This is a genomic window from Pedobacter flavus, assembly GCF_036324285.1.
Lineage (GTDB): Bacteria > Bacteroidota > Bacteroidia > Sphingobacteriales > Sphingobacteriaceae > Pedobacter > Pedobacter flavus.
In genome coordinates this window covers 491,637-516,375 of record NZ_JAZDQU010000001.1, presented here as the reverse complement: position 1 = coordinate 516,375, position 24,739 = coordinate 491,637, and the positions used below count along the sequence as shown (strand labels likewise).

Here is a 24,739-nt window from a genome sequence, read left to right as displayed (position 1 = left end):
TTATTCGTTAGGTAAACTGGATTGAATTCTAGTGTCTATTCTTTTTGAACCGCTATACAATTCATATTCTAATAAACGGCAATCTAATTTTCCGTTATAAAACTCAATTTTTCGCTCTGCTTTTAAACCTATTTTTTTGGTTAGATCAGGGTTACCAGTAAATATATAGCCATAGTAACCTTTGCAATTTTGCTTCATAAAATCGCCCATGGCTTTGTAGGTTAATTCTAGTTTATGGTGTACTCCCAGACGTTCGCCATATTCTGGGTTAAAAATAATTGTACCTGCATTTTCAGGAATAGGTGTTTCTCTGAAATCGCAAACATAAAACTCAATTAACCCGTCGACACCAGCCGTTTTTGCATTTTTTCTACTTACATCAACTGCATCTTCTGAAATATCTGAAGCAATAATTTTTATTTTTTTGTTTTTAATGACCTGGTCTTTAAGGTTTCTTCTTTCTTCAAAAAACACCTCCTCTTCATAGCCTAAAACATGCATAAAGCCATAATTCATTCTGTATAGCCCAGGTCTTCTGTTGGTCGCAATTAATGCGGCTTCTATAGCAAGTGTTCCTGACCCGCACATCGGATTTACAAAAGGAGAATTTCTGTCCCATTTTGTAGCTAAAATTGTTCCTGCAGCAAGAGCTTCTAGCATTGGTGCTTTTCCAGGGATCTTTCTGTAGCCATGTTTTGCTAAAGTTTCTCCACTGGTGTCTATAAAAATATCAGCTTCGTTTTCCTTCCAGTAAAGATGAATAACTGTTTTATTTACTTCCGATCCAGAATTCGGCCTTAAGCCTTTTAATTCTAGTATTCTATCAGCAATTGCATCTTTTACTTTTAAGTTAGCAAAAAGGGGCGTGGTGATAGTAGGGTTATCCACATTAGAGGTGACAGAAAAATAACCTGTACTATTAATTAACTTTTCCCATTCAATTAATTTAACAGCATTGTATAAATCATCCGGGTTTTTGGCTTTAAAACTTGCGATTTTATATAGCACCTGACTAGCGCAACGTAAATTTAAGTTTAGCTTAATACATTGACTCATAGTAATTTCTAACTCTGCTCCTGTTGGAAATTCCCTGACTATTGTATAACCTAAATCTTTTATCTCTTCTGCCAAATAAGGAGCGAGACGTTTATTACAGGTAACTATTACCTTGCTTTTATTGTGGAAAACTTGCATAATTTATATGCGAAGTTATCAATAAAATTATTGAAATTTGATTTTCGCCAGATATAAAGAAGCGTAATTGTTATGGAAATCAAAGGAAGAGTGCACGAAATTGGTGCAGTACAACAAGTAAGTGATACTTTTAAGAAGAGAGATTTAATTGTAGAGTATGCAGAAAACCCTACATATCCTGAATATATAAGGTTTGAAGCTTTACAAGATAAGACTGCATTATTCGATAATTTAAAGGCAGGTGATGAGATTGAAGTTTCCTTTAATCTTCGTGGTCGCCCTTGGACAGATAAAACTGGCAAGACTTCTTATTTCAATAGTTTAGTGGTTTGGCGATTAACTACAATTTCTAGTGGTGCAGATCAAGGATCAGCTCCAGCTTTTGCTCCGCCTGTTGATTTAAACAGTGCGCCAAGCGAAGACGACGATCTACCTTTTTAAAAGAAAACAATTTTTAAGATTACAATTTTATGTAAGAAATGCTCTGATCTATATGATTAGAGCATTTTTTTTTCGTGTTAAATTTTGTTAAAATAAAGGCTTAGTCGGAAAACCTAGGTAAATTTGATATCCTTATCTCAATAAGCTTTGTGTCTCACGTAATAGGTGTATGAAAAAAAGTGGTTTATGGATTATCACCGGCTTAATGTCTCTCGCCTTAATTGGGGTATGTGTTCTGCAATGGTACTATATTAGTCAGGCTTATTTATTAAGATCCCAAATTTTCACCCAAAACGTAAACAAAGCTTTGAATTCTGTTGCCGATCAGGTTCAAAGAATTAATGCGCTTCAGCACATAGAAGGTAAAGAAAATGAAGTTGCAAGGCAGAATGAAAGTAATATTAGATCAAGAACAGATAAAATCGTCAATTTTAGAGAACAATTTAAAACTTCTGAAGAGCAACGTAAATTTAGTCAGCAGCAGCTGAGATTTGAATACCTCAATTTTCAAGATAACAATATCAGGCAAAGTTATATTACCCCTATAATTATTACGGAGAATGAATTTCAACGCTATAATAATACGGATGCTAATATTATTGATGGTCTCGACTTATTAGTGGTTTCTACTTTAGAAAATGGAAGTGTTGAGCGTAGATTGGTGCCCAAATTCCCAAGGCCAAATTTGCAGTGGTTATTTATAAATAATCAACTTCCAGATACTGTTAGATATATTGCCTTAAGTTCTACAGATCAATTACCACGCTTAATTTCTCTGCCAAGTACTGATGCTGATTTGGAATCTAAATTTCTAATTGAAGATGCCAATTATAAGCATAAGTTTAAATTAGAATTGGATAGGATGTATGCCGATACCATCCAATTAGATAATAGAAATAAGAATTTATTAGAAGATATTCAAAAGGAAATTCAAACCTTAGATGTTCCGTTAACCGAGCGTATTTCACAGAAAAAAATTGATTCTTTATTGAATGTTGAATTCTTAAATCAAGGTATTAAAACCAATTTTCAGTTTTGGGTAACCATGGCTAGGAAAGATTCGGTAATCTATAAACAAATATCAACGCCTATTAATGAGGCAAATCCAGAAAATATTCATAAAGTATTATTGTTTAGCAAAGACATAGTACGAGATCCGGGAATGTTACATGTTTATTTCCCAAATCAAAAAAGAGCTTTATTGTCTGAAATGAAGTTCAATTTAGGAAGCTCTGTAGCTTTTGTGTTGCTGTTGCTGATCATATTTACTTATACAATTTACTCTATAATAAAACAGAAGAAGATTTCTGAGATGAAGAGTGATTTTATAAATAATATGACGCACGAATTTAAAACGCCTGTAGCTACTATCATGTTGGCTAGTGAGGGTTTAAAGGATCCTAGTATTGCAAATGATAAAAATAGGATTCAGCGATTAGCAAATATTATTTATGATGAAAATGTTCGTCTTGGAGATCATATAGAAAGAGTGTTGAATGTTGCTCGAATAGAAAAGAAGGAGGTAAATTTCGATTTTCAGAATGTTGATCTTCATGAAGTTATTTCTGCAGTTACAGAAAGTATGAGTTTGCAATTGCAAAAGAGAAATACAAATCTTAAATTAAACTTAAATGCAACAAATTCATGGTTATATTGCGATGAATTACATTTAAGTAATGTACTATATAACTTAATTGATAATGCAATTAAGTACAGCAAAGACAACCCTTATATCGAAATTCGTACACGAAATTCAAGGAATAATTTAATATTAGAGGTAATAGATAAAGGAATTGGAATAACTAGCGAACAAACAAAAAGAATTTTTGATCAGTTTTATAGAGTTCCAACCGGAAATTTACATGATGTTAAAGGGTTTGGTTTAGGGCTAAATTATGTGCAGGATATTGTTAAAGAGATGAACGGGACAATTAAAGTGAAAAGTGAAATTGATAAAGGAACAACTTTTGAATTAACATTTCCTGTAATTAAAGTCTAATAAATATAAAGGAGGATGAAATTCTTCTTTTGAAATTTAATTGGAAAACAATGAAAAAAATACTACTTGTTGAAGATGACCCGAATTTAGGATTACTATTACAAGACCATTTGGAGTTGAAAGGTAATTTTGAAGTTACTTTGTGTACAGATGGGGAAGAAGGATTAAAAGCTTTTAGTAAAAGTACTTTTGATTTATGCATTTTTGATGTAATGATGCCGAAAAAGGATGGCTTTACATTAGGAAAGGAAGTTCGAAAAATAAATGCTAATGTCCCTATAATCTTTGCTACCGCAAAAGCTTTAATTGAAGATAAGTCAACCGCGTTTAATTTAGGAGGCGACGATTATATTACAAAACCATTTAGAATGGAAGAGTTGTTGCTAAGAATAAATGCGTTATTAAAACGTGCAGGCAATTCTAGTTCTGAAACCGATTTGAGCAATCAAAAGACTTTTGTAATTGGTAATTATAAGTTTGACTATACCACTCAACAAATTTCAATTGGAGATCATGTCCAAAAATTATCTACAAAAGAAGCAGAATTACTTCGTTTATTGTGTTTAAAAAAGAATGAGGTGCTTACCAGAGAAGAGGCTTTAATAAGTATTTGGCACGATGATAATTATTTTAATGGGCGTAGCATGGATGTTTTTTTAAGTAAATTAAGAAAGTACCTAAGAGAAGATCCTAAAGTAGAAATTTTAAATGTTCACGGTAGAGGGTATAAGTTATTGGTAAATTAGTAAAAACCACATTACCTTAATACTTTATCATTCTTTTAGATTTATTTCTATTCATTAAAACTCGTTTTCTATCACATTTATGGGTATTTTAGCCTTAATTATTTAAGGTCTATAATGCATTATAAAGAAAGTACACTTGCCAATATTGCGCAAAAATATATTAACCAGACTGGTCGACATATTTTTTTAACTGGTAAAGCAGGTACTGGTAAAACTACTTTTTTAAGAAGCATTATTGCTGGTACGCATAAAAAAGCAGTAGTCGTTGCACCTACCGGAATTGCAGCTATTAATGCTGGAGGAGTTACTATTCATTCTTTATTTCAACTTCCATTTGGTGCTTTTTTACCCGAAATTCCTTCAGGCTTCTCAAATATTAATTTTTTTACACCCAAAACTCTTTTAAAAGGCCTTAATCTAAATAAGCAAAAGCGAAGAATTCTTATGGATTTAGAGCTTTTAATTATTGATGAAGTGAGTATGCTTAGGGCTGATCTATTAGATGCAATGGATGTTGTTTTGAAGCATGTACGGAGAAATTATGCTGAAAGTTTTGGAGGTGTTCAATTATTGTTGATTGGAGATTTGCACCAACTTCCTCCTGTTGTTAAACAACAAGAATGGCAGTATATGGCTGGATATTACAATAGTGTTTACTTTTTCGATGCTATTTCACTTCAAAATAATCAATTACTTACCATAGAGCTAGATAAAATTCACAGGCAAGACGATGAAGTTTTTATAGGTTTATTAAATAACCTGAGGAATAACACGGTTACTGATAAGGATGTAGAATTATTAAAGTCTTATTATAAAGATAATTACAAGCCCAGAATAGATGATAACTACATCACCTTAACTACACATAATCATAAAGCAGATAAAATTAACAGAGATTTCTTAGATACTTTACCAGATAAGCCTGTTTATTTTAGAGGAACTATAGATAAGGAATTTCCTGAAAATTCTTATCCCGTAGACTATAATTTAGAGCTCAAAGTAGGTGCTCAAGTTATGTTTACTAAAAATGATCCTTCGGGTGCACAAAATTATTTCAATGGTAAAATTGGACAAATTGTTTGGATTGGAAATGATTCTATTAATGTAAAGTCGGATGGTAAAATTATTCCAGTTGAAAGATATACTTGGGAAAATATTACCTATAATACAGATCCACTCACCAATGAAATTACTGAATCTATATCTGGGACCTTTACACAGTTTCCATTAAAACTTGCTTGGGCAATCACTGTTCATAAAAGTCAAGGTTTAACTTTCGATAAAGCTATTATAGATATAGGTGATGCCTTTGCTGCAGGTCAAGTATATGTCGCATTATCAAGGTTAAGGTCGTTGAATGGTTTGATTTTAACTTCGTTAATTGCTGGAAACGGTATCAGAACAGATCAACACATTTTAAACTTTCACAGGCAAAAAATAAAAAGTGAAGAGTTAGAGGATAAGATATCTTTTGAACGGAAGGTTTTTTTGCAAAAATTCTTAATTCAAAGTTTTGATTTTACTCTTTTAGATAAGGAGATTTATGAACATAGCACCACCTATTCTAAGGATGAAAAAAAATCTACAAAGCAAAAACATAAAGATTGGGGAACACAACTAAGTAACGATATAAAATTATTAAAAGCTGATTCTGATAAGTTTATTAATCAATTAAAACGAATGTTTGGGGAGGCAAATGATGAATTAATTTGGGAAAGAGTATCGGCTGCGGACGCCTATTTTACTCCAAAATTAATTGAATTAAGTAATAGAGTTTTTGAGCATATTGATCTAATTCGGCTATCCAAACAATACGTTACCTATGCAAGAGAATTATTGCTGGTGGAGACATTAATTTTCGAACAATTGATAAAAATCGTTAAAGCCAAAGCTTATTTGGAATCCTATATTAAGGGCTTAGAGTTAACTAAAGATTGCCTAAATTATGAAATATTATTCCCTAAGCGGTTCGAAAAATTAAAAAGTTATTTGGACCAACCTAACATAGAAAAACAGTCAGCTAAAGTTAAAGAACCTAAAGGTGCTAAGGCTGATACAAAAGAAATCACTTTAAAATTGTTTATTGATGGCATGTCATTGCTAAGCATTGCCAAAAAGAGAGACATGACTTTGGGGACTATAGAAGGACATATTGCTTACTATATTGCTAAACAAATAATAGACCCTTTAAAAGTGTTGTCTGAGAGAAAATTAAAAGCCATTTCGAAAGTTATTAAAGAAGAACGAATAACCTCTTTAAATGAAATTCGTAAAATGCTAGGTGAAGATTATACTTTTGGCGAAATTAAAATGGGTTTGGCAGCACATATGGCCGGTAGTGTTGGAGTCGATATTTAAATTATATTAATTGTTCCTTTAAAAACTAATTCTGCTGGGCCTATTAAAAAAACACTTGTAAAACGGTTGCCTGTTTTTTTAAATTTAACATTTAGCTCACCGCCTAAAACGGAAATTTTCGTATCAATATCACCTTCCAACTGGTGTTTTAATGCATGAGCCATGGCTGCTGCCGTAACACCTGTTCCGCATGCAAAAGTTTCATCTTCTACCCCTCTTTCATAAGTTCTAACCTTCAGAATATTGTTTTTCCATTCACAAAAATTCACATTAATACCTTGGGCTTTAAATTCATCATTGTATCTAATATCTCTACCTTTTTCATAAACATTAAAAGAAGGTAAATCAACAACCGGTAAAACATAATGTGGAGAACCTGTATTCAAAATTGTTGCCTCCTTATCTATTCTAAACTCCTCAACATCTATCATTTGGAGTTCAACTACGAATGGGTTTTGAGTAATTTTGGCATAATGTGGTCCGTCTACTGCCAAAAAGTTAGTTTCGGTTTCAATTATTTTTAAATGATGAGCAAATGCCACAATACATCTTCCCCCGTTTCCACACATACTTCCTAATCCGCCATCGGCATTATAATAATGCATTTGAAAATCATAGTCTGGATGGTTTTCCAATAGCATTAATCCATCGGCCCCAATGCCAAATCTTCTATCACATAGTTTAGAAATAAGGTTTTTGTTTAAAGAACTATATTTACGATCTCTGTTATCTAACAAAATAAAATCATTTCCGGCGCCTTGATATTTTAGAAAGGTAATCTCCATTAACGGGTTTTTTAAAAATAAAAATGAATATTGGTCTTATCTTCTTGGAGAGGAGTTAGTTGTTTTAACATTTTTTAACACCAATTATGACCGTAAATTTATGTAAAAATTGGCTTAATGGTGTTAATTTTGATAGAGTTAATATTTAAAATTCTAAGAATTGTTTTTTAGGTTGTAAAATTAAACACATATGAAAAAAGTAATAGGAATTTCACTTTTAGCGGCCTTTGTAGGTGGAGCAGCAGCAATTGGAGGATATAAACTTTTAGAACCATCAGCTGGAAGTGCTGGAATAACTGGATTGCAAAACACATATTTTGCGAATGGTACGCCAAGAGTTTCTTCAACTGGAGCAGTAGATTTTGTAGATGCAGCAGCCATAGTATCTCCAGCTGTAGTTAACATTAATACAACATTTGGTGAAAGTTCGTCACGAGATGAAATGTCGATTTTTGACTTCTTTAACGATAGAAATATTAGAAGATCTCCGCGTTCTGCATCAGGTTCGGGTGTTATTTTAACAAGCGATGGTTATATAGCGACAAATAATCACGTGGTTGATAAAGCTTCTAAAATTGAAGTAATATTAACAGATAAAAGAAAAGTAGTAGCTAAAGTTGTGGGTAAAGATCCTAATACAGATTTAGCTTTATTAAAAATTGAAGAAAAGAATTTGCCATTTGTGAAATTGGGAAATTCTGATGCGGTACAAGTTGGGGAGTGGGTTTTAGCAATTGGTTTCCCGTTAAATTTACAAACCACCGTAACGGCAGGTATTGTTAGTGCAAAGGCGCGTAATATTGGAATTTTAAATCAAAATCAGCGTACACCAACTTTCGAAGAAATGCAGGAGTATCGTAGAAGTGGTGTGCTTCCAGAAGCCAGAACAAATGCGAGTATTGAGTCGTTTATTCAAACAGATGCAGCAATTAATCCAGGAAATAGTGGTGGAGCATTAATAAATGTAAATGGTGAATTAATTGGTATAAATACTGCAATTGCGTCTAATACAGGTTTTAATGAAGGTTATGGATTTGCAATTCCAGTAAACCTTGCAAAAAAGATTTTAGACGATTTCATGAAGTATGGTGAGGTTAAGAGAGGCTATATCGGTATTACTTTTAAACCATTGGATGCTGGAGATAGAGATTCATTGAAATTAGATGATTTAAACGGATTACTTGTAAACTCTGTTGTAGCAGGTGGTGGAGGTGATAAAGCTGGTATAAGAAAAGGCGATATCATTAAAAAGATTGATGGTAAAGCAATATTTGATTCGCCAGATTTGCAAGAGCGTGTAGGTGTATTGAGTCCTGGAGATAAAGTAACTTTGTCTATTTTAAGAGATAATCAATTAAAAAATGTAGTTGTTACCCTTCAAGAATTGAAACAAGAAGCGGAAACGAAAGTGGCATCAAACAAATCAGCTATTTCTATAGAGTCTTTGGGTGCAACATTTAGAACTATGACTGATGCGGCTAAAGCACAACGTGGAGTAAGAAATGGTGTGGTAGTTGAAAGTGTTGTTCGCGGAAAAATTTTGGATAATTATGGTATAGAAAAAGGGATGATAGTTACACATATTAATGACATCCCAGTAAATTCTCCAAAAGAAATTGAAGAAGCTTTGAAAAAATCTTCAGGTGAATATGTTTCTGTAACAACTTCTCCAGAAAGAGGATCAACATTTAAGTTTGCTGTACCAAATGTAAAGCGATAAAAATTAGAACAATTTCAAAAACAAACCCCTGAAAAATAAAAATTCAGGGGTTTTTTGTTTTTTTAAGCTTTTAGAAATTGTGGTTAAGATAAATAGGATTAATTAGGTATTTCTTAGGGCTTAGTTATTGAATTTGTAAAATCAATAGAATGTTTCTAAATAAGATTTAATTGAGATAATTAGTATAAGAATTGTAAAAAAAATCATTTTATTAAATACTTTTGCATGAACGCAATAATATATACTAATGAGTAATACTGGCAATGTTTTTAAATCATCAATAGGAAAAAAGATGGTGATGGGTATCACCGGGCTATTTTTAGTTGTTTTCTTGGTGATTCACTGTTTTTTAAATTCTTTAATTTTTATTAACGATGGTGGGTTAGCTTTTAATAAGGGCGCGCACTTTATGGCAACAAATTGGCTAATTAGGGCAATGGAGATTGTTTTAATATTAGGCATTCTTGCTCATATTTTTCAAGCTTTAAGGCTAACTATCGAGAATAGAAAAGCGAGACCAGTTAAATATGCAGTTACCAATGGAAATGCAAATAGTACCTGGTACAGTCGTTCTATGGGATTATTAGGGACATTATTATTAATTTTCTTAATTGTTCACATGTCCGATTTTTGGGTGACATCTAGATTTACAGGAATTCCTGGAATTGATGCGAATGGAAATGAAGATTTATACGCTGAAATGTTGGTTTCATTTAGTGATTTATGGTTGGTAATATTTTATGTATTATCAATGGTGTCATTAGCTTACCACTTAATTCACGGATTTTCTTCAGCATTTCAAACGCTTGGATTAAATCATAAAAAGTACACCCCGTTTATTAAAGGATTTGGATTTTGGTTTTCAATCCTATTATCAGTAGTATTTTCGCTAATGCCATTAGCTATTTACTTTCAGATCATTAATTAAAGCAACATGTCAGAATTAAATTCAAATATACCTAGCGGTGAATTAACCGAAAAGTGGAAAAAATATCTTTCTTCTGGGCCGCTCGTTAATCCGGCAAATAAAAGAAGTTTAGAAGTCATAGTAGTTGGCTCTGGTCTTGCAGGTGCTTCTGCAGCTGCAACTTTAGCAGAGATGGGTTATAAAGTAAAATGTTTTTGCTTCCAAGATTCTCCTAGAAGAGCGCACTCAATTGCTGCGCAAGGGGGTATCAACGCTGCAAAAAATTACCAAAATGATGGCGATAGTACTTATCGTTTATTTTATGATACGATTAAAGGTGGAGATTATAGAGCTAGAGAAGCAAACGTTTATAGATTAGCAGAAGTTAGTGCGAATATTATAGATCAATGTGTGGCTCAAGGGGTTCCTTTAGCAAGAGAATATGGTGGTTTATTAGATAATAGATCATTTGGTGGAACGCAAGTTCAACGTACATTTTATGCAGCTGGACAAACGGGACAACAATTACTTTTAGGGGCTTATAGCGCACTTGAAAGACAAATTGGTATGGGTAAAGTAGAAATGTTTACTCGTCACGAGATGTTAGATGTTGTAATGGTTGAAGGTAAAGCTCGCGGTATTATCGCTAGAGATTTAATTTCAGGAAAATTAGAAAGACATTTTGGTCACGCTGTATTATTATGTACAGGTGGTTATGGTAATGTTTTCTATCTTTCTACTAACGCAATGGGTAGCAATGTTACTGCAGCTTGGAAGGCGAATAAAAAAGGAGCATTTTTCGGAAATCCTTGTTATACTCAAATTCACCCTACTTGTATTCCTGTATCAGGAGATCATCAAAGTAAATTAACCCTAATGTCTGAATCATTGAGAAATGATGGTAGAATTTGGGTTCCTAAGAAGAAAGACGATACTCGTAGACCTGTAGATATTCCAGAAGACGAAAGAGATTATTATTTAGAGCGTAGATATCCTGCATTTGGTAACTTAGTTCCTAGAGATGTGGCATCGCGTGCAGCTAAAGAAAGATGTGATGCTGGTTATGGAGTAGGCGCGTCTAAAAAAGCGGTTTATTTAGATTTTACTTTCAACACAGAAAGATACGGTAAAGTAGAAGCTAATAAACAAAACATACATAATCCTGATCACGCAACTATTATGCGCTTAGGAAGAGAAGTTATTAAAGAGAAATACGGGAATTTGTTTGATATGTATAAGCAAATTACTGGCGAGGATCCATATGAAACGCCAATGCGTATTTATCCAGCAGTTCACTATACTATGGGTGGTTTATGGGTTGATTACAACTTAATGACTACTATACCTGGTTTATATGCATTAGGTGAGGCAAATTTCTCTGACCACGGTGCAAATAGATTAGGTGCATCTGCATTAATGCAAGGTTTAGCTGACGGTTATTTTGTAATTCCATTTACTTTAGGTAGTTATTTGAGTAAAGAAATTGCAACTAAGCCACTTCCATTAGATCATCCTGCATTTGTTGAAGCTGAGAAAAAAGTACAAGATACAATAGATAAGTTTTTTAGTATAAAAGGAACAAAATCTGTTGATTATTTCCATAAACGTTTAGGTCTTATCATGTGGGATAAATGTGGTATGGCTAGAAATGCAACAGGTTTAAAAGAAGCTATAGAGGAAATTAGAGCTTTACGTGAAGAGTTCTGGAAAGATGTAAGAGTTCCCGGAGAGGCTAATGAATTCAATCCTGAATTAGAAAAAGCTGGTCGTGTAGCCGATTTCTTAGAGCTTGGCGAGTTAATGTGTATTGATGCATTAAATAGAGAAGAAAGCTGCGGCGGACACTTTAGAGAAGAGCATCAAACAGAAGATGGCGAAGCATTACGTGATGATGAAAACTTTGCATATGTAGCTGCATGGGAGAATTTAGGAGATGGTAGCTTTAAGCTTCATAAAGAACATTTAAACTTTGAAAATATCAAAGTAGCGCAAAGAAGTTATAAATAGTAGTATACAATACGATTATTATGAGTACTGGAAACATGAATTTGACACTTAGAATTTGGCGTCAAAAAAATAATAAGGCAGAGGGTGCCCTTGTTGATTATAAAGTAAGTGATATATCTCCTGATATGTCCTTTTTGGAAATGTTCGACGTTTTAAACGAGGACTTAATTAATAAGGGTGATGAGCCTATCGTATTTGATCACGACTGTAGAGAAGGTATCTGCGGAATGTGTTCTATGTATATTAACGGTAGACCGCACGGACCAAAAGAAGGAATTACAACTTGCCAATTACATATGCGCTCATTTAAAGATGGCGATGTAATTGTAGTAGAGCCTTGGAGAGCAGCAGGTTTTCCTGTGATTAAAGATTTATCTACAGATAGATCTGCATTCGATAGAATTATTGCTGCAGGTGGTTTTATATCTGTAAATACAGGTAATGCACAAGATGCCAATAACCTTCCGATTGCAAAATCTAAAGCAGATGCAGCATTCGAAGCAGCAGCTTGTATTGGTTGTGGAGCTTGCGTAGCAACTTGTAAAAATGCTTCTGCAATGTTATTCGTATCAGCAAAGATATCTCAATTGGCATTGTTGCCTCAGGGACAGCCAGAACGTTATATCCGCGTTCAAAACATGGTTGCTCAAATGGATGCTGAAGGTTTTGGAAACTGTACCAATACCGGTGCGTGTGAAGCAGAATGTCCAAAAGGAATTTCGTTGGAAAATATAGCTAGAATGAATAGAGATTATTATTCAGCTAAAATTTCATCTGAAGAAACTGTCTAAAATTTAAACGGAATTATTTGTACATTAGTTGAATAATACCGGGACAAAAAAATAAAAAAGAAACCTCGATTCGTCGGGGTTTTTTTATGCCTTTAAATTTGTTATTAGTTTAATTCGAACTTGATTTGAATATTGTGTTTAGATTTAGTAGGTACCCCATTTACTTGTTTAGGAATCCAAGAATTGAGAGTAGAAACTACACGCATTGCTTCTTCATCTAAACCAAATCCTTGCTTATTGTTAATATGAAGATTACTAATTGTCCCATCAATATCTACTTCAAAATCTACAACAACTATACCTGTTTTATTTGCAGCTAATGCTGCTGGTGGATATTTAAGTTGACTTTGTATTTGCTGTGAAATTTTGTTTAATCCACCCGTATAACTAGCAGGAGTACTCATGCTTTTTTCTGTTGTATTATTAGAAGTGGAAATATTTAAATGAGCTTCACTTTTATTTAATGCAGCATTACTTTCTAAGTTGCTGATAATACTCTTTAAGCTAATTTCAGAAAAATTAAGGCCAATATTTTCTTCTAAAATTTGAGCATTGGTTTCATTGCTATTTTTTGGTAATAACGCATCTAATTTCTTTTCAGGTTCTTGGTAAACAGATTTATTTTTCTCTTCATAGGAAGCATAATCAAACTCATGCGCGGAAATTAACAATGTAGTTTTTGTAGTTTCCTTAAGCCACTTTATTGCGTTGTTTTTTATTTCTACAGGAAGTGTTTTTTGGATTACTGTTAGAGGTAAAGAATTAACTACATCTAATAGTTTGGGGTTGCGCTTTAACGTAGTTGAAGAAATAATTAATGCAAATCCAAAAAGAGGTACAAATAATCCATATTTTAAAACAGCAATCTTTTGTGAGCGTTCTTGGTAAAGCATAAATATTCTCTTCTTTACCATAGATTGAGTTTGAAAATTATTGGTAAATAAATTGGATTCTACATTGAAAACTTTGCTCAATAATAACACAGAATAAGCGTCTTTATCGCCATTAAGTTTAATAGCTTCATAATCTGCCAAGTATTCATGTATATTCTTTATAGCTCTTTTATAGAGGTAAACAATAGGGTTGTACCAAAAGAATATTGAAAGAAGTTCAAAATACATTATATCAATACTATGGTATTGTTTTATATGTATGTTTTCGTGCGCATTAATTATATGGTGTGATGGAAGGGCTGCGTCTATTTTTTTTATGTTAAAAAAACTGAAGGCATGCCCGCTTTTAGGATTGTTAATGACTTTTTTTAATCGTAAAAACTGTAGAATAGCTCTGCAAAGAAATATTGCAACACCAACGAAATAAATAATTAAGATTAATTTGTTCCAGTTAAATGAAAGGTTGGAAGGTTTTTCTACTATAGAAATTACGGCTCCACTTATTTGATCTATACCTGAATAGATTTTTTGGGTAGCAACTTGTTTAGTGAACCATTCAATGCGGAGGAAAGGGATTACTAGCGACAAGATACTTGATCCAAATAAGAAGATCCTATTGAAGTGAAAATAGGTTTCTTTTTGTAATAACAGCTTGTAAAAGCAGTAAAAAAGGATCAAGTAAAGATTTACTTGAAGTAAGTAATGCGTCCAAATCATTTTGGTTTATTTTTGATTTTTTCTATCAATTTTAATATTTCATCCATATCAGACAGGTCCATTTTTTTTTCTTTTACAAAGAATGAGAACATGCTCTCTACTGAATTTTCAAAATAATTGTCTAAAAGCTTCTCGGTTGCGAAACGTTTATAAGACTCCTTCGAAATAAGAGGGTGATATTGATGAGATTTTCCAAAAGCTTTATGACCAATAAAACCTTTAACTTCTAATATTCTAATAATAGTAGAAACTGTATTATAAGCTGGTTTTGGGTTGGGTAAAAAGTCCACAACTTCTTTTACGAAGCAGTTTTCTAATTGCCAAACTATTTGCATTATTTGTTCTTCGGCCTTTGTTAATTCCTTAATTTCCATAATCTTAATTCTCTCTATTGTAAATTTAGCAACTAATTTGTTAGTTCCAAATTTTAAGAAAAATAAATATAATATAGTGTCAAAAAAAAAGCCGTCCTAATCGGACGGCTTTAAAATTATTAGTTGTTTGTAGGACGAGGTTTAGGTAACTCTTTACGAGGTAACTTTTCTTGTCTTTCTGAAGTGTTATAAACAAAAGCAGCAACAATTGTAGCAATTTGTTTTAAATCTTCAGGATTTAAACGATCGTAAGTATCTTGATTACTATGGTGAGTACGTGTACTGTAATCCATAGGATCTTGGATGAATTGGAAACCAGGAAGTCCTAATGCATCAAATGCTTGGTGATCTGTACCGCCAGTATTGCTGATAGTAACAGTTTTAGCACCTAAATCATGGAAAGGTTCCAACCAAGATTTAAAAATATCTTTTACACCGGCATTACCTTGTAAATAGATACCTCTAATTTTACCACCACCATTATCAATATTATAGTAAGCTGATAAGTTTTTATGAGCTGGAAGTAATTCCATTGTAGTAGGATTTCCAAAATGTTTTAACATATAGCCTCTAGAACCGTGTAAACCTTGCTCTTCAGCACCCCATAAACCAATTCTAATTGTACGTTTTGGTTTATAGTCAATAGCTTTTAAAATACGGATTACTTCCATCATTACTGCAGCACCAGCGCCGTTATCTGTAGCACCAGTACCAGCATGCCATGAATCGTAGTGACCACCAATCATAACGATTTCGTCTTTTAAAGTTTTATCAGTACCAGGGATTTCAGCAATTACGTTATATCCTTTAGGATCTTCAGTATAAAATGAAGTTTTAATATCAGCTTCAATTTCTACTGGTCTTCCTGCTTTTAATAATCTATGGATACGTAAATAATCTTCTGGAGATACTTCTAATTCAGGAGCAACTGGTTTTGCATCTAAAGCATAAGAAGCACCATTGCTGCTAAATAAAGTACCATAACTTCCGTTACGAGCTTGAGTTAAGATTAATCCTACTTTTTCTTCAACCAACATTGCAGCCATAGCAGCTTGAACTTCTCTTGCACGCATTAACATTGCCATTTGGTTGTTTGCAGCATTTGGATTAGGTCTGTTACCACCACCTTGAGGAGTAGCTTGCATTTGAGCATTAGCCATATTCTCTAAAGTTTGGTCAGAATGACGAGTTAATTCTGGTTTATCGTTAACACGAATAGGTGCAGAACGATCCATCATAACGATTTTTCCTGCTAACTTACCTTTATATTTAGCTAAATCAGTAATGGTATCAGCTTTTATTAAAATTACTTGAGATTTAATTGGACCGTTAGTTCCTGGAGTCCATGCTTTTGGATAAGCAATAATTGGTCTGTAAAAAGGAGTAGTTTGGGCAGCATAATATTTGTCTACTTGCCATCCTTTACCAAAAGTTCCCCAAGCTTCAGTATGGGCATTTTGTAATCCCCATTCTTTAAGTTTATTTACTGCCCATGCCTGAGCTTTTCTTAAACCCGGTGAACCAGACAAACGAGGACCATTCCCGTCTGTAATATCGAAAGCAAGGTCCATAACTTTAGAGTTTTCTAAACCTTCTTTACGAATTTTTTGCATCATTGCCATGTCTACTTTTTCTTGTGCATAAAGCGAAAAAGTAACAAACAATGCTAACGCAGTTGAAGTAATTTTTTTCATCATATTATTTAGTTAAGTGAATTACAAGGAGTAATTTATAAGTTTTTAATTATATTTTACACTTATCTAATCATATTATTACAATGAAAACTTTTAGGCATAAAAAAAGGGAAGTTTAAACTCCCCCTTTTTAAATGAATATCTTATTTAATATTTCTCTGTGAGAGAATATAATATCCTGCAATAAATGAGACTATGCTGCATATTAAACTCACCCAAATAGATTCTATAAATATTGGAAATGGAGGCGATAATATTTTTTCTGTACCAAATGCCGAAGATACTATATCAGTTGGAGAACCATAAGGAATATAAATGGCATATTCCCATCTAGTTAATATAGTGATTAACCCAACTATAGTTAATACAAATCCAATTCCCATTGGTTTTAGAAAGTCGGCCCATATTAAGCTCAATATAAATTGAATTGAATATATCCCTAGCGCAGATAAAAATAATTTTAAATAAACTACCCATAAAAAATTAATAGGAGAATAATCTTGAAACTTAAATGCGGGGATTAATTTACTTAATATCAATCCAAAGAATAGTCCGAATGCTGCAAATAAAAAGAGGCAAATAAATATTAAAATAATACCGTACAAAAATTTGGCTGCATATATTGAGAACTTATTTAATGGTTGTGAGAATAGCATTTTCCAAGTATCGTTCTTATGTTCAATATTGTTTACCGAAAAAGCCATAAAAATCACATAAAAAGGCAAAATTAACATGCCCATTAATGAAATAGGTTGTCTTAAAAATTGATACCAAATACCTTCAGCAGGATAGTTCATTTTTAATATTTTCTCTGAGGAAGTATAAAATCCAACAGTTAATAATCCACAAATAATTAGTGGTAGAAGAATTGAAGCCCAAAAAGCAAGTGATTTTCGCGACTTATAAAATTCACTTTTTAAAGAAATAAAGAATGAGCGCATATTTAATTTTTTGAAGTGATATCTAAAAACAAATTTTCAAGATCTTTCTTGTCTGTTCCTAATGCATAAACGGTAATCCCATTTTGAATTAAAGAAGTATTTAATTTCCCTAAATCGTCTACACTTGTACAATTAAAATCTATTCTGTTCGAATTAGATTTTAAAATAGAAAATCCTGCATTTTTAATTATTTCTTGAGCTTTTAAACTGTCGTCACATTGAATAAATGCGGATGGTTTGCTTAAATTGTGAAGCTCATCTATCGTCCCTTGAAATAATAACTTTCCTTTGTTTATAATACCCACATGAGTGGCTGTACGTTCAATTTCTGCTAAAAGGTGGCTACTTACGAGAATAGTCTTATTATGATTTTTAACAAGATCTATCATAAGATTTCTTATTTCAATTATCCCGTTCGGATCTAAACCATTTGTTGGTTCATCTAATAATAAAAGTTCAGGGTCGCTAAGTAATGCAATGGCAATACCTAAGCGCTGTTTCATACCTAATGAGTATTTTTCCGCTTTTTTGTTCGCTGCATCTGATAAACCTACCAAGTTTAGCATTTCGCTAATTCTATCTTGGTTAACCCCAACAATCATGGCTCTATTTTTCAGGTTTTCATAACCAGTTAAATGGCCGTAAATTGAAGGTTGTTCTACTAAAGCACCGATTCTTTTTAAACAAGCAATTCTATTAGAGTTAATGTCTTTACCAAAGATTTTTACTTCGTTCGACTTTGATTTCAGAAGATTCAATAAAATCTTAATGGTTGTGGTTTTACCAGCCCCATTATGACCTAGAAAGCCATAGATACTGCCTTTTGGAACCTGTAAAGAAAGGTTGTCGACAACGATCTGATTCCCAAACTTATATGTAAGATTGGAAGTTTCAATTGCATTAATCATTACTAAAATAGGCTTTTGGTAATTTTTATAACAGATACTGAAGGTTTAGTATTTGTTTTTAACGCACTATCAGAATCTTTTGGAAGTGAGATAGAAAAAGTTACAATCATCACTACAAATACTGGTAATAACAATAATAAGAAAGGAGAAACATTCGCTAACTTATTTGTGTTTTTAGTGTTGCTTTTTGCAGCAGATTGGTTAGTTCCTGATGCAAAATTTCTGTTGTTTAAATTCAAAGTTTTCATAATCTTGGCGGTTTATTAAACAAATAGAATAATTTTAGATTTTGCTGAAAAATCTATTATACCAAGCGACTAAAAAAATAGATAAACAGGAAATTGTAGTGTTTGTCGATAAATTTTACCAATTTGCCTATTTGTAGAATAAAAATGCCCGTTCGTCGAAAGTTTTTATCCGAATAGGTTATATACATTTAATTTGTTAGTATGAAGTTTAAAGGTGCTATATTAATACATATACTTTTTTGGAGCTTAATAGGAATCCCTTATTTTATTGGATTATGGAGAGATATGGAATTAACTTTAAGAAATGTATTTCTACAAGTTGCCTATCCTTCAGTTATAGCACTTTCTACTTTTTATATAAATTACTTCATATTAATTCCTCAATTAATTAAAAAACAAAGTAAATACCTTCTTTATTTACTTTCATTGTTCTTGTTATTAGTAATTGTTGTAGGGGTTAAGATGGGCTTTTTATATATGTTTCACGACATATTAAATTTAGAGCCCGATGGTAGATTTAAAGAAAATCAAGTATTGTACTACTTTATATTTTCTGTTTTTATCACAGGATTTCTATTAGTATTTAGTTTGCTGTTGAAGCTTACTATAGATTGGTTTTCTAATGAACGAGTTCAACGTAATTTGGAAACTGAAAAAAGAGAAATGGAACTTCAGTTTTTAAAATCACAGCTTAATCCACACTTTTTATTTAATTCTTTAAATAATATTTATTCTCTAGCATATCAAAAGTCGGATAAAACGGCTGGTGCAATTTTAAAGCTTTCGGAAATTATGCGTTATATGATTTACGAAAGCAATGATAGAATGAGCGATTTAAGTAAGGAAGTAGAATACCTTCAAAGTTATATTGACTTACATAAATTAAGGTTTAAAGATGGAGGTGCTATAAAATTAACCATCAATGGAGAAATTAGCGGTCAACAAATTGTGCCTTTAATTTTAATTTCATTTATAGAAAACGCTTTTAAGCATGGTGTAGCAAATGATCCTGAAGATCCAATTTTAATAAACATTATTGCTAACCAGAAAATTTTACATTTTAGCGTAAAAAACAAAAAGAATAAAGACAATTATAAAGACAAAGTAGGTGGGGTAGGTTTGAGTAACGTAGAACGTAGATTACAATTAATGTATCCAGATAGATATAAATTAAATATTGTAAATTCGGCTACTCATTATACCACTGAATTGATGCTTGATCTATGACAAAATTAAAATGTATTGCCGTTGATGATGAACCATTAGCATTAGATATAATTGAAGATTATATATCTAAAGTGCCTTTTTTAACTTTAGTTAAAAGGACAGAAAATGCAATTGAAGCCTTACAATTAGTTCAAACAGGAGATATTGATTTAGTATTCTTAGATATCCAAATGCCTGATTTAACTGGTATCCAGTTTTTGAAAATTGCAGGTGGGAAAGCTAATTTTATTCTTACTACTGCTTATTCGCAATATGCATTGGAAAGTTATGATTTAAATGTATCTGATTATTTGTTAAAACCAATAGCATTTGACAGATTTTATAAAGCTGTTGAAAAGGTTCTTAATCTAACCAAAGCTTCTGAGAATATTGAGACTCCTGTTCAACAACCTCCTGCAGCTAGTAATAATCCGGTAGTAGATTATATATTCGTTAAAACAGAGCATAAAATTCAAAAGATTCATTTAGAAGATATTTTGTATATAGAAGGATTAAAAGACTATATAAGTATTTACACTAAGGATGAGCGTATCATTACACTTCAGAATATGAAGAAAATGGAAGAAACACTACCTTCAAATCAATTTATAAGAGTCCATAAATCCTATATCATTTCATTGGATAAAATTCAGAGTATTGAAAGAAGTAGAATTTCTATTTCTGGTAAAACAATACCTATTGGCGATACTTACCGAGAAGAATTTTTTAAGAGAATAGAGAACAGAAATCTATAGATTTTATGGTCTAGGTTGATTTAAATGTTCTCTAATTTTTAATTCAACTTCATTAACCAGATCTTCTGGAGTTTTGTTTTCTTTATCTAGAGGAGGTAAAACAGTCCATTTTAAATTAAGAAAACAACCTAAAGGAAAATTACCTTTTCGGACTATTTTCCAGGAATTTTCTATTGCAATTGGAACTATTTCTGCATTGGGTGCAATTTTTAATAATGTTGCAATTCCTCCAATTTGGAAAGGTTTTATTTGGCCGTCTTTTGCACGTGTTCCTTCTGCGAAAATTAAACAACTCCAATTATTTTCATGCATTCTTTTTCCAAGCTTTATAATTTCAGAAATCGCTTGTTTTTTATCACTTCTATCAATATTTGCACCGCCACCATATTTTAAGTTGAACGAAATAGATGGAATTCCTTTTGTAAGTTCAATTTTTGAAATAAATTTCACGTGATATGCTCTTAGAAACCATATTATAGATGGAATATCGAACATACTTTGATGATTTGCGACAAATAATTTCGGCCCTTTTTTATTTAAATGCTCCCTTCCTTTAAATGAAACAGAATTAAATAAAATCCATTGAGTATGGGTTAGAAAAAAGTTTAGTAAGTCTACCGATTTTTTATGAGCACTATATCCAAATAATTTTAGTGAAATCCATTGTATAGGATGAAAGATTACTAAAAATAATCCGAAGAAAATATAAAATATAGGTGTAAGAATGTAGCCCATTAAAATAATAAATGGTTGATGATTTATTGTTTAATTAAAGTTTAAAGTTAGCATTGTTATTGAGTTTTTCGAAGACTAATCATAAAAAAAGGCACTCCAAAGAGTGCCTATATAATTTTTAGAAGTTTTCTTCGTCTGGTCTTCCTTCAGGTTGGTCGTTCTTTTTCTTTTTAAGATCGAACATAGATTTACCAAATCTATATGAGAAAGTTAAATTGGCCATTGTGCCTTGCATATATCTCTCGAAGGTAGAAATAGAGTTTCTACCATAATTGGTATTACTCCATTTTCTCGTTGCAAAAATATCTCTAACGTTTAAGCTCAATGATGATTTTTTATCAGGGAAGTCATATTTTGCGCCCCCATCAAATCCATACATAGCTTTACGCTTTCCTTGAGCTTGAACCTCAGCGGCTCTGTAATCGCCCTTAATTTGTAAAGTAATATTATAAGGCAAAGTGAAATTATTAGTTAAGTTGGCATTCCAGCTAAAACCACTGTTTTCTGCAATTCCGAAAGCTGGTACCCCTGTAATTTTATTTTCATAAAGATTCACATTTGCTGTGAAGTTCCATTTTTTTGAAACATCTAATCTTCCAATCAACTCAATACCTTTAGAAGTACTTTTGGTTAAGTTTTGTGGGGTTGTTAAAGTAACACCGTTTAAATCAGGCTCAGACATAATTCTTTGAATTACATCGTTAGTCTGACGAAAATATGCTGTTCCAGTTAAACTAGCTATTGAATAATATTTACTTAAGCTAAATTCAAATGCATGAACATCTTCAGGACGTAAATTGGCATTACCTTGACGGAAATTTAAAGGATCAGAAACATCTAAAAATGGATTTGTATCCCATCCTCTAGGTCTATTAACCCTTCTGCTATAACTTAATTGTGCCTGGGCATCTTTTTCAAATTTCTGAGTTAAAAACACACTCGGGTATAGTCTGGTATAGGCAATTTTACCTGGACTAAATAATTGTGTTCCATTATTGTTAAATGCACCTAACATAGTGTTTAAAGTAGCGTCTTCGGCTCTTAAACCTAATTGATACCCAAAATTATTTACTTGATTTTGGAAATTAATATAAGCCGCATGAACTTGATCTTTATTATTGAAGTTATTTGTTAAAGCATAATTTACATCATAAATATTTGTAGCATTATTCAAATTCGATGCTAAAGTATTGGATTCAGATTTTTTAATCTGACTTCTAAAGCCTGCTTCAATTTTTCCATTTCCAACAGGGACAGTATAGTCGGCCTGGAAGTTTAAGTTGTTATTTTCTCCCGAATTTGTATTTAATTGAATTGCAGGATCAACAATCACTGTATTGCCATTTATATTGTAAATATTAGTTCTATAGGTTTGAATATTGTTATTTTCGCCATTAGAATAGTTAACATTTAAAGTTAATTCTTCCTTTGGTTTAGAGAATTTATGAATAAAATCTAAATTAAGATCATAACTACTACCATCTCCTTTATTAACATTACTTCTATTACTTAATTGTAATGGATTAAATGCCTGACCTAATTGTTCAATTCTAAGCATTTCGTTTCTGTTGTTATCTCTAACATTAAAGCCTCCTGAAAAGCTTAAAACATCTTTATCGCTTAAATAAACATCTATACCAGCTTTTAAATTATGGCTTTGATCTTTGGATTTAGAGTCAGTATTTTGATTTGCATAAGAAGTTGGATTAATATTATTTAAATAATTGATATTATTAAATCCACCACCTTCTCTATTTCCATCTCTATAGCTATAATTTCCAAATAAGTTAATTTTAGAATTTTGGAAACTTAAATTGGTATTTCCGTTGTAGTTGTTTTTTATTCCACCTGTTAATGCAACAGAACCGTTGAATCCTAATTTCTTGTTTCTTTTAAGGACGATATTAATTATCCCTGATTGACCTTCAGCATCGTATTTAGCAGATGGATTGGTAATTAATTCAACACTTTCTATTGAGCTCGAAGGGATAGATTGAAGAATTTGAGCGATATTTCCACCAGCAATTAAGGATGGTTTGCCATCAATTAATACTTTAACACCATTTGATCCTCTTAAACTAACATTGCCATCAATATCAGTCTGAACCGAAGGAACATTTTGCAATAAATCGGCAGCAGATCCTCCCTCACTTACTAGACTTTGATCAACCGTAAAAACCTTTTTATCGATTCCTAATTGCATAGTTGGCCTAGTTGCGGTTACACTTACCTCAGAAATTTCATTTCCCATAGATTCTTTCATTTTTATAGTTCCGAAAGAAATAGTTCTATTTGAGGCATTAATATTTATAGAATCTCTAACCATAGTTTGGTAACCAATATAGCTAGCTTTGAACGTGTAAACACCAAATGGAATGTTGGGTAAAACAAAATTACCATCAAGATCAGTTTGAACAGCACTTACTCTAGCCATTGTTTTTTTATCGAATAACACTGCTGCTCCGTAAGGTACAGATTCATTAGTTTTGGCATCAATTAATTTTCCACTAACCACTCCAGTATTGTTTGACTGGGCAAATAAGGGAAGCGTTATTAAATTAACTAAGCTAAAGACTAAAACATATTTTAAAACTTTATTACGCATAATTTAGATTGTATTTCAGATATTTACTTACAAAAAAGTATAAATTTATAGTATTTAGCTCAAGGTAACTGAGCAGTAACCATTTTATTACAGCTTTATTGCTTATTAACGACATGAGAAACGAACACGAAATCTTCAACAATAAGGGAATATCCTATTTAAAATATAGAGAATTAATAGAGAATTTATTAGCTCAGAACCTAACATCTGGTCCAGATCAATCTCAGCAAATGGTAGATTATACCAAGATGAATTTGCAGAGAATGAATAGAATTGATAAAACAACAATACTAAACCAAAGTTTAATAGAATACTTAAAAGACACTGTTAATGAATTAGATTTCTTGGTTATAACAGAAGCTTGGTGTGGCGATGCAGCTCAAATAACGCCTGTTTTAAATAAAATTGCCGAAAATTCTAATGGAAAATTAAATCTAAAGTTTGTTTTAAGAGACGAGAACATAGATTTAATGGATAATTATTTAACACATGGAGGAAGAGCTATTCCTATTTTAATAATTATGAATAAGTCAGGCAAGGTAGTTGGAAAATGGGGCCCTAGACCTGCAATTTTACAAGAATTAATGGTTGAGTGGAAAAAAGAAACTGCGGATATGTGGGAATTATCGACTAAAATACATGCCTGGTATGCGAAAGATAAAACAAATCATATTCAGCAAGAAATTGAAGCCTTATTAAAAAAATTAAATTAGTA

The 24,739-nt window shown here is 32.1% G+C and carries 21 protein-coding genes; 11 read left to right on the top strand and 10 right to left on the bottom strand.

Features of this window, described 5'->3' with window-relative positions:
- Positions 1-1,194 carry a THUMP domain-containing class I SAM-dependent RNA methyltransferase gene (locus tag VRU49_RS02360; RefSeq protein ID WP_330145170.1) on the bottom strand — a complete coding sequence of 398 codons (1,194 nt, stop codon included), beginning with the start codon at positions 1,192-1,194 and terminating at the stop codon, positions 1-3.
- Positions 1,195-1,266: 72 nt separating this feature from the next.
- On the opposite strand from VRU49_RS02360, the gene VRU49_RS02355 reads away from it, so the two are divergent.
- The 4 genes from VRU49_RS02355 (at position 1,267) to VRU49_RS02340 (ending at position 6,738) form a co-directional block, all read left to right on the top strand.
- The gene (locus tag VRU49_RS02355) at positions 1,267-1,635 is read left to right on the top strand and encodes a DUF3127 domain-containing protein (RefSeq protein WP_330145169.1); all 369 of its coding nucleotides are present in this window, start codon (positions 1,267-1,269) and stop codon (positions 1,633-1,635) included.
- A gap of 169 nt (positions 1,636-1,804) precedes the next feature.
- The gene (locus tag VRU49_RS02350) at positions 1,805-3,634 is read left to right on the top strand and encodes a sensor histidine kinase (protein ID WP_330145168.1); all 1,830 of its coding nucleotides are present in this window, start codon (positions 1,805-1,807) and stop codon (positions 3,632-3,634) included.
- Between the two features lie 50 nt (positions 3,635-3,684).
- Entirely contained in the window at positions 3,685-4,380 is a 696-nt protein-coding gene (locus tag VRU49_RS02345; protein ID WP_330145167.1) for a response regulator transcription factor, read from the top strand.
- A 114-nt stretch (positions 4,381-4,494) separates the two neighbouring features.
- The gene (locus VRU49_RS02340; RefSeq protein ID WP_330145166.1) at positions 4,495-6,738 is read left to right on the top strand and encodes a helix-turn-helix domain-containing protein; all 2,244 of its coding nucleotides are present in this window, start codon (positions 4,495-4,497) and stop codon (positions 6,736-6,738) included.
- On the opposite strand, the gene dapF is transcribed toward VRU49_RS02340, so the two are convergent.
- Positions 6,735-7,523 (bottom strand): diaminopimelate epimerase, encoded by a 789-nt coding sequence (gene dapF / locus VRU49_RS02335; protein ID WP_330145165.1) that lies wholly within the window; start codon positions 7,521-7,523, stop codon positions 6,735-6,737. The genes VRU49_RS02340 and dapF overlap by 4 nt on opposite strands.
- Positions 7,524-7,713: 190 nt before the next feature.
- Here dapF and VRU49_RS02330 point away from each other — a divergent pair, with 190 nt between their 5' ends.
- From VRU49_RS02330 to VRU49_RS02315, 4 genes are all read left to right on the top strand, one after another.
- Positions 7,714-9,243: a trypsin-like peptidase domain-containing protein gene (locus VRU49_RS02330; protein WP_330145164.1), complete on the top strand. Its 1,530-nt coding sequence runs from the start codon at positions 7,714-7,716 to the stop codon at positions 9,241-9,243.
- 247 nt (positions 9,244-9,490) lie between these two features.
- On the top strand, positions 9,491-10,171 hold the full coding sequence (locus VRU49_RS02325; RefSeq protein WP_330145163.1) for a succinate dehydrogenase cytochrome b subunit: 681 nt from the start codon (positions 9,491-9,493) through the stop codon (positions 10,169-10,171).
- A gap of 6 nt (positions 10,172-10,177) precedes the next feature.
- Positions 10,178-12,157 carry a fumarate reductase/succinate dehydrogenase flavoprotein subunit gene (locus VRU49_RS02320; protein ID WP_330145162.1) on the top strand — a complete coding sequence of 660 codons (1,980 nt, stop codon included), beginning with the start codon at positions 10,178-10,180 and terminating at the stop codon, positions 12,155-12,157.
- 20 nt (positions 12,158-12,177) lie between these two features.
- Positions 12,178-12,948 carry a succinate dehydrogenase/fumarate reductase iron-sulfur subunit gene (locus VRU49_RS02315; protein ID WP_330145161.1) on the top strand — a complete coding sequence of 257 codons (771 nt, stop codon included), beginning with the start codon at positions 12,178-12,180 and terminating at the stop codon, positions 12,946-12,948.
- 104 nt (positions 12,949-13,052) lie between these two features.
- Here VRU49_RS02315 and VRU49_RS02310 read toward each other — a convergent pair whose 3' ends face one another.
- The 6 genes from VRU49_RS02310 to VRU49_RS02285 form a co-directional block, all read right to left on the bottom strand.
- Complete coding sequence (locus VRU49_RS02310; protein WP_330145160.1) at positions 13,053-14,429, bottom strand: M56 family metallopeptidase; 1,377 nt, start codon at positions 14,427-14,429, stop codon at positions 13,053-13,055.
- A gap of 125 nt (positions 14,430-14,554) precedes the next feature.
- On the bottom strand, positions 14,555-14,932 hold the full coding sequence (locus tag VRU49_RS02305) for a BlaI/MecI/CopY family transcriptional regulator (protein ID WP_330145159.1): 378 nt from the start codon (positions 14,930-14,932) through the stop codon (positions 14,555-14,557).
- 119 nt (positions 14,933-15,051) lie between these two features.
- The gene (locus VRU49_RS02300; RefSeq protein WP_330145158.1) at positions 15,052-16,629 is read right to left on the bottom strand and encodes a M28 family metallopeptidase; all 1,578 of its coding nucleotides are present in this window, start codon (positions 16,627-16,629) and stop codon (positions 15,052-15,054) included.
- 140 nt (positions 16,630-16,769) lie between these two features.
- A complete protein-coding gene (locus VRU49_RS02295) occupies positions 16,770-17,567 on the bottom strand; it encodes an ABC transporter permease (RefSeq protein ID WP_330145157.1) in 798 nt (265 codons plus the stop codon).
- A gap of 2 nt (positions 17,568-17,569) precedes the next feature.
- Positions 17,570-18,475, bottom strand: coding sequence for an ABC transporter ATP-binding protein (locus VRU49_RS02290; RefSeq protein ID WP_330145156.1), 906 nt, complete (start codon positions 18,473-18,475; stop codon positions 17,570-17,572).
- Between the two features lie 2 nt (positions 18,476-18,477).
- Positions 18,478-18,723 carry a hypothetical protein gene (locus VRU49_RS02285; protein WP_330145155.1) on the bottom strand — a complete coding sequence of 82 codons (246 nt, stop codon included), beginning with the start codon at positions 18,721-18,723 and terminating at the stop codon, positions 18,478-18,480.
- Positions 18,724-18,924: 201 nt separating this feature from the next.
- Between VRU49_RS02285 and VRU49_RS02280 the strand changes: the two genes are divergently transcribed.
- Together VRU49_RS02280 and VRU49_RS02275 are read left to right on the top strand one after the other, a co-directional pair.
- Positions 18,925-19,950: a sensor histidine kinase gene (locus tag VRU49_RS02280; protein ID WP_330145154.1), complete on the top strand. Its 1,026-nt coding sequence runs from the start codon at positions 18,925-18,927 to the stop codon at positions 19,948-19,950.
- On the top strand, positions 19,947-20,684 hold the full coding sequence (locus VRU49_RS02275) for a LytR/AlgR family response regulator transcription factor (RefSeq protein ID WP_330145153.1): 738 nt from the start codon (positions 19,947-19,949) through the stop codon (positions 20,682-20,684). The genes VRU49_RS02280 and VRU49_RS02275 overlap by 4 nt, the downstream gene beginning before the upstream one ends.
- Positions 20,685-20,687: 3 nt before the next feature.
- Here the strand turns inward: VRU49_RS02275 and VRU49_RS02270 are convergent, their stop codons facing one another.
- On the bottom strand, positions 20,688-21,419 hold the full coding sequence (locus VRU49_RS02270; RefSeq protein WP_330145152.1) for a lysophospholipid acyltransferase family protein: 732 nt from the start codon (positions 21,417-21,419) through the stop codon (positions 20,688-20,690).
- Positions 21,420-21,537: 118 nt separating this feature from the next.
- Complete coding sequence (locus tag VRU49_RS02265) at positions 21,538-24,024, bottom strand: TonB-dependent receptor (protein WP_330145151.1); 2,487 nt, start codon at positions 24,022-24,024, stop codon at positions 21,538-21,540.
- A 113-nt stretch (positions 24,025-24,137) separates the two neighbouring features.
- Here VRU49_RS02265 and VRU49_RS02260 point away from each other — a divergent pair, with 113 nt between their 5' ends.
- A complete protein-coding gene (locus VRU49_RS02260) occupies positions 24,138-24,737 on the top strand; it encodes a thioredoxin family protein (RefSeq protein ID WP_330145150.1) in 600 nt (199 codons plus the stop codon).
- Positions 24,738-24,739: the final 2 nt, after the last annotated feature.

What these genes read in the sequence shown, in the direction of transcription:
- VRU49_RS02360 (WP_330145170.1), bottom strand. Translation starts at nt 1,194, where the DNA reads ATGCAAGTTTTCCACAATAAAAGCAAGGTAATAGTTACCTGTAATAAA.
- VRU49_RS02355 (WP_330145169.1), top strand. Translation starts at nt 1,267, where the DNA reads ATGGAAATCAAAGGAAGAGTGCACGAAATTGGTGCAGTACAACAAGTA.
- VRU49_RS02350 (WP_330145168.1), top strand. Translation starts at nt 1,805, where the DNA reads ATGAAAAAAAGTGGTTTATGGATTATCACCGGCTTAATGTCTCTCGCC.
- VRU49_RS02345 (WP_330145167.1), top strand. Translation starts at nt 3,685, where the DNA reads ATGAAAAAAATACTACTTGTTGAAGATGACCCGAATTTAGGATTACTA.
- VRU49_RS02340 (WP_330145166.1), top strand. Translation starts at nt 4,495, where the DNA reads ATGCATTATAAAGAAAGTACACTTGCCAATATTGCGCAAAAATATATT.
- dapF (WP_330145165.1), bottom strand. Translation starts at nt 7,523, where the DNA reads ATGGAGATTACCTTTCTAAAATATCAAGGCGCCGGAAATGATTTTATT.
- VRU49_RS02330 (WP_330145164.1), top strand. Translation starts at nt 7,714, where the DNA reads ATGAAAAAAGTAATAGGAATTTCACTTTTAGCGGCCTTTGTAGGTGGA.
- VRU49_RS02325 (WP_330145163.1), top strand. Translation starts at nt 9,491, where the DNA reads ATGAGTAATACTGGCAATGTTTTTAAATCATCAATAGGAAAAAAGATG.
- VRU49_RS02320 (WP_330145162.1), top strand. Translation starts at nt 10,178, where the DNA reads ATGTCAGAATTAAATTCAAATATACCTAGCGGTGAATTAACCGAAAAG.
- VRU49_RS02315 (WP_330145161.1), top strand. Translation starts at nt 12,178, where the DNA reads ATGAGTACTGGAAACATGAATTTGACACTTAGAATTTGGCGTCAAAAA.
- VRU49_RS02305 (WP_330145159.1), bottom strand. Translation starts at nt 14,932, where the DNA reads ATGGAAATTAAGGAATTAACAAAGGCCGAAGAACAAATAATGCAAATA.
- VRU49_RS02300 (WP_330145158.1), bottom strand. Translation starts at nt 16,629, where the DNA reads ATGATGAAAAAAATTACTTCAACTGCGTTAGCATTGTTTGTTACTTTT.
- VRU49_RS02295 (WP_330145157.1), bottom strand. Translation starts at nt 17,567, where the DNA reads ATGCGCTCATTCTTTATTTCTTTAAAAAGTGAATTTTATAAGTCGCGA.
- VRU49_RS02290 (WP_330145156.1), bottom strand. Translation starts at nt 18,475, where the DNA reads ATGATTAATGCAATTGAAACTTCCAATCTTACATATAAGTTTGGGAAT.
- VRU49_RS02285 (WP_330145155.1), bottom strand. Translation starts at nt 18,723, where the DNA reads ATGAAAACTTTGAATTTAAACAACAGAAATTTTGCATCAGGAACTAAC.
- VRU49_RS02280 (WP_330145154.1), top strand. Translation starts at nt 18,925, where the DNA reads ATGAAGTTTAAAGGTGCTATATTAATACATATACTTTTTTGGAGCTTA.
- VRU49_RS02275 (WP_330145153.1), top strand. Translation starts at nt 19,947, where the DNA reads ATGACAAAATTAAAATGTATTGCCGTTGATGATGAACCATTAGCATTA.
- VRU49_RS02270 (WP_330145152.1), bottom strand. Translation starts at nt 21,419, where the DNA reads ATGGGCTACATTCTTACACCTATATTTTATATTTTCTTCGGATTATTT.
- VRU49_RS02265 (WP_330145151.1), bottom strand. Translation starts at nt 24,024, where the DNA reads ATGCGTAATAAAGTTTTAAAATATGTTTTAGTCTTTAGCTTAGTTAAT.
- VRU49_RS02260 (WP_330145150.1), top strand. Translation starts at nt 24,138, where the DNA reads ATGAGAAACGAACACGAAATCTTCAACAATAAGGGAATATCCTATTTA.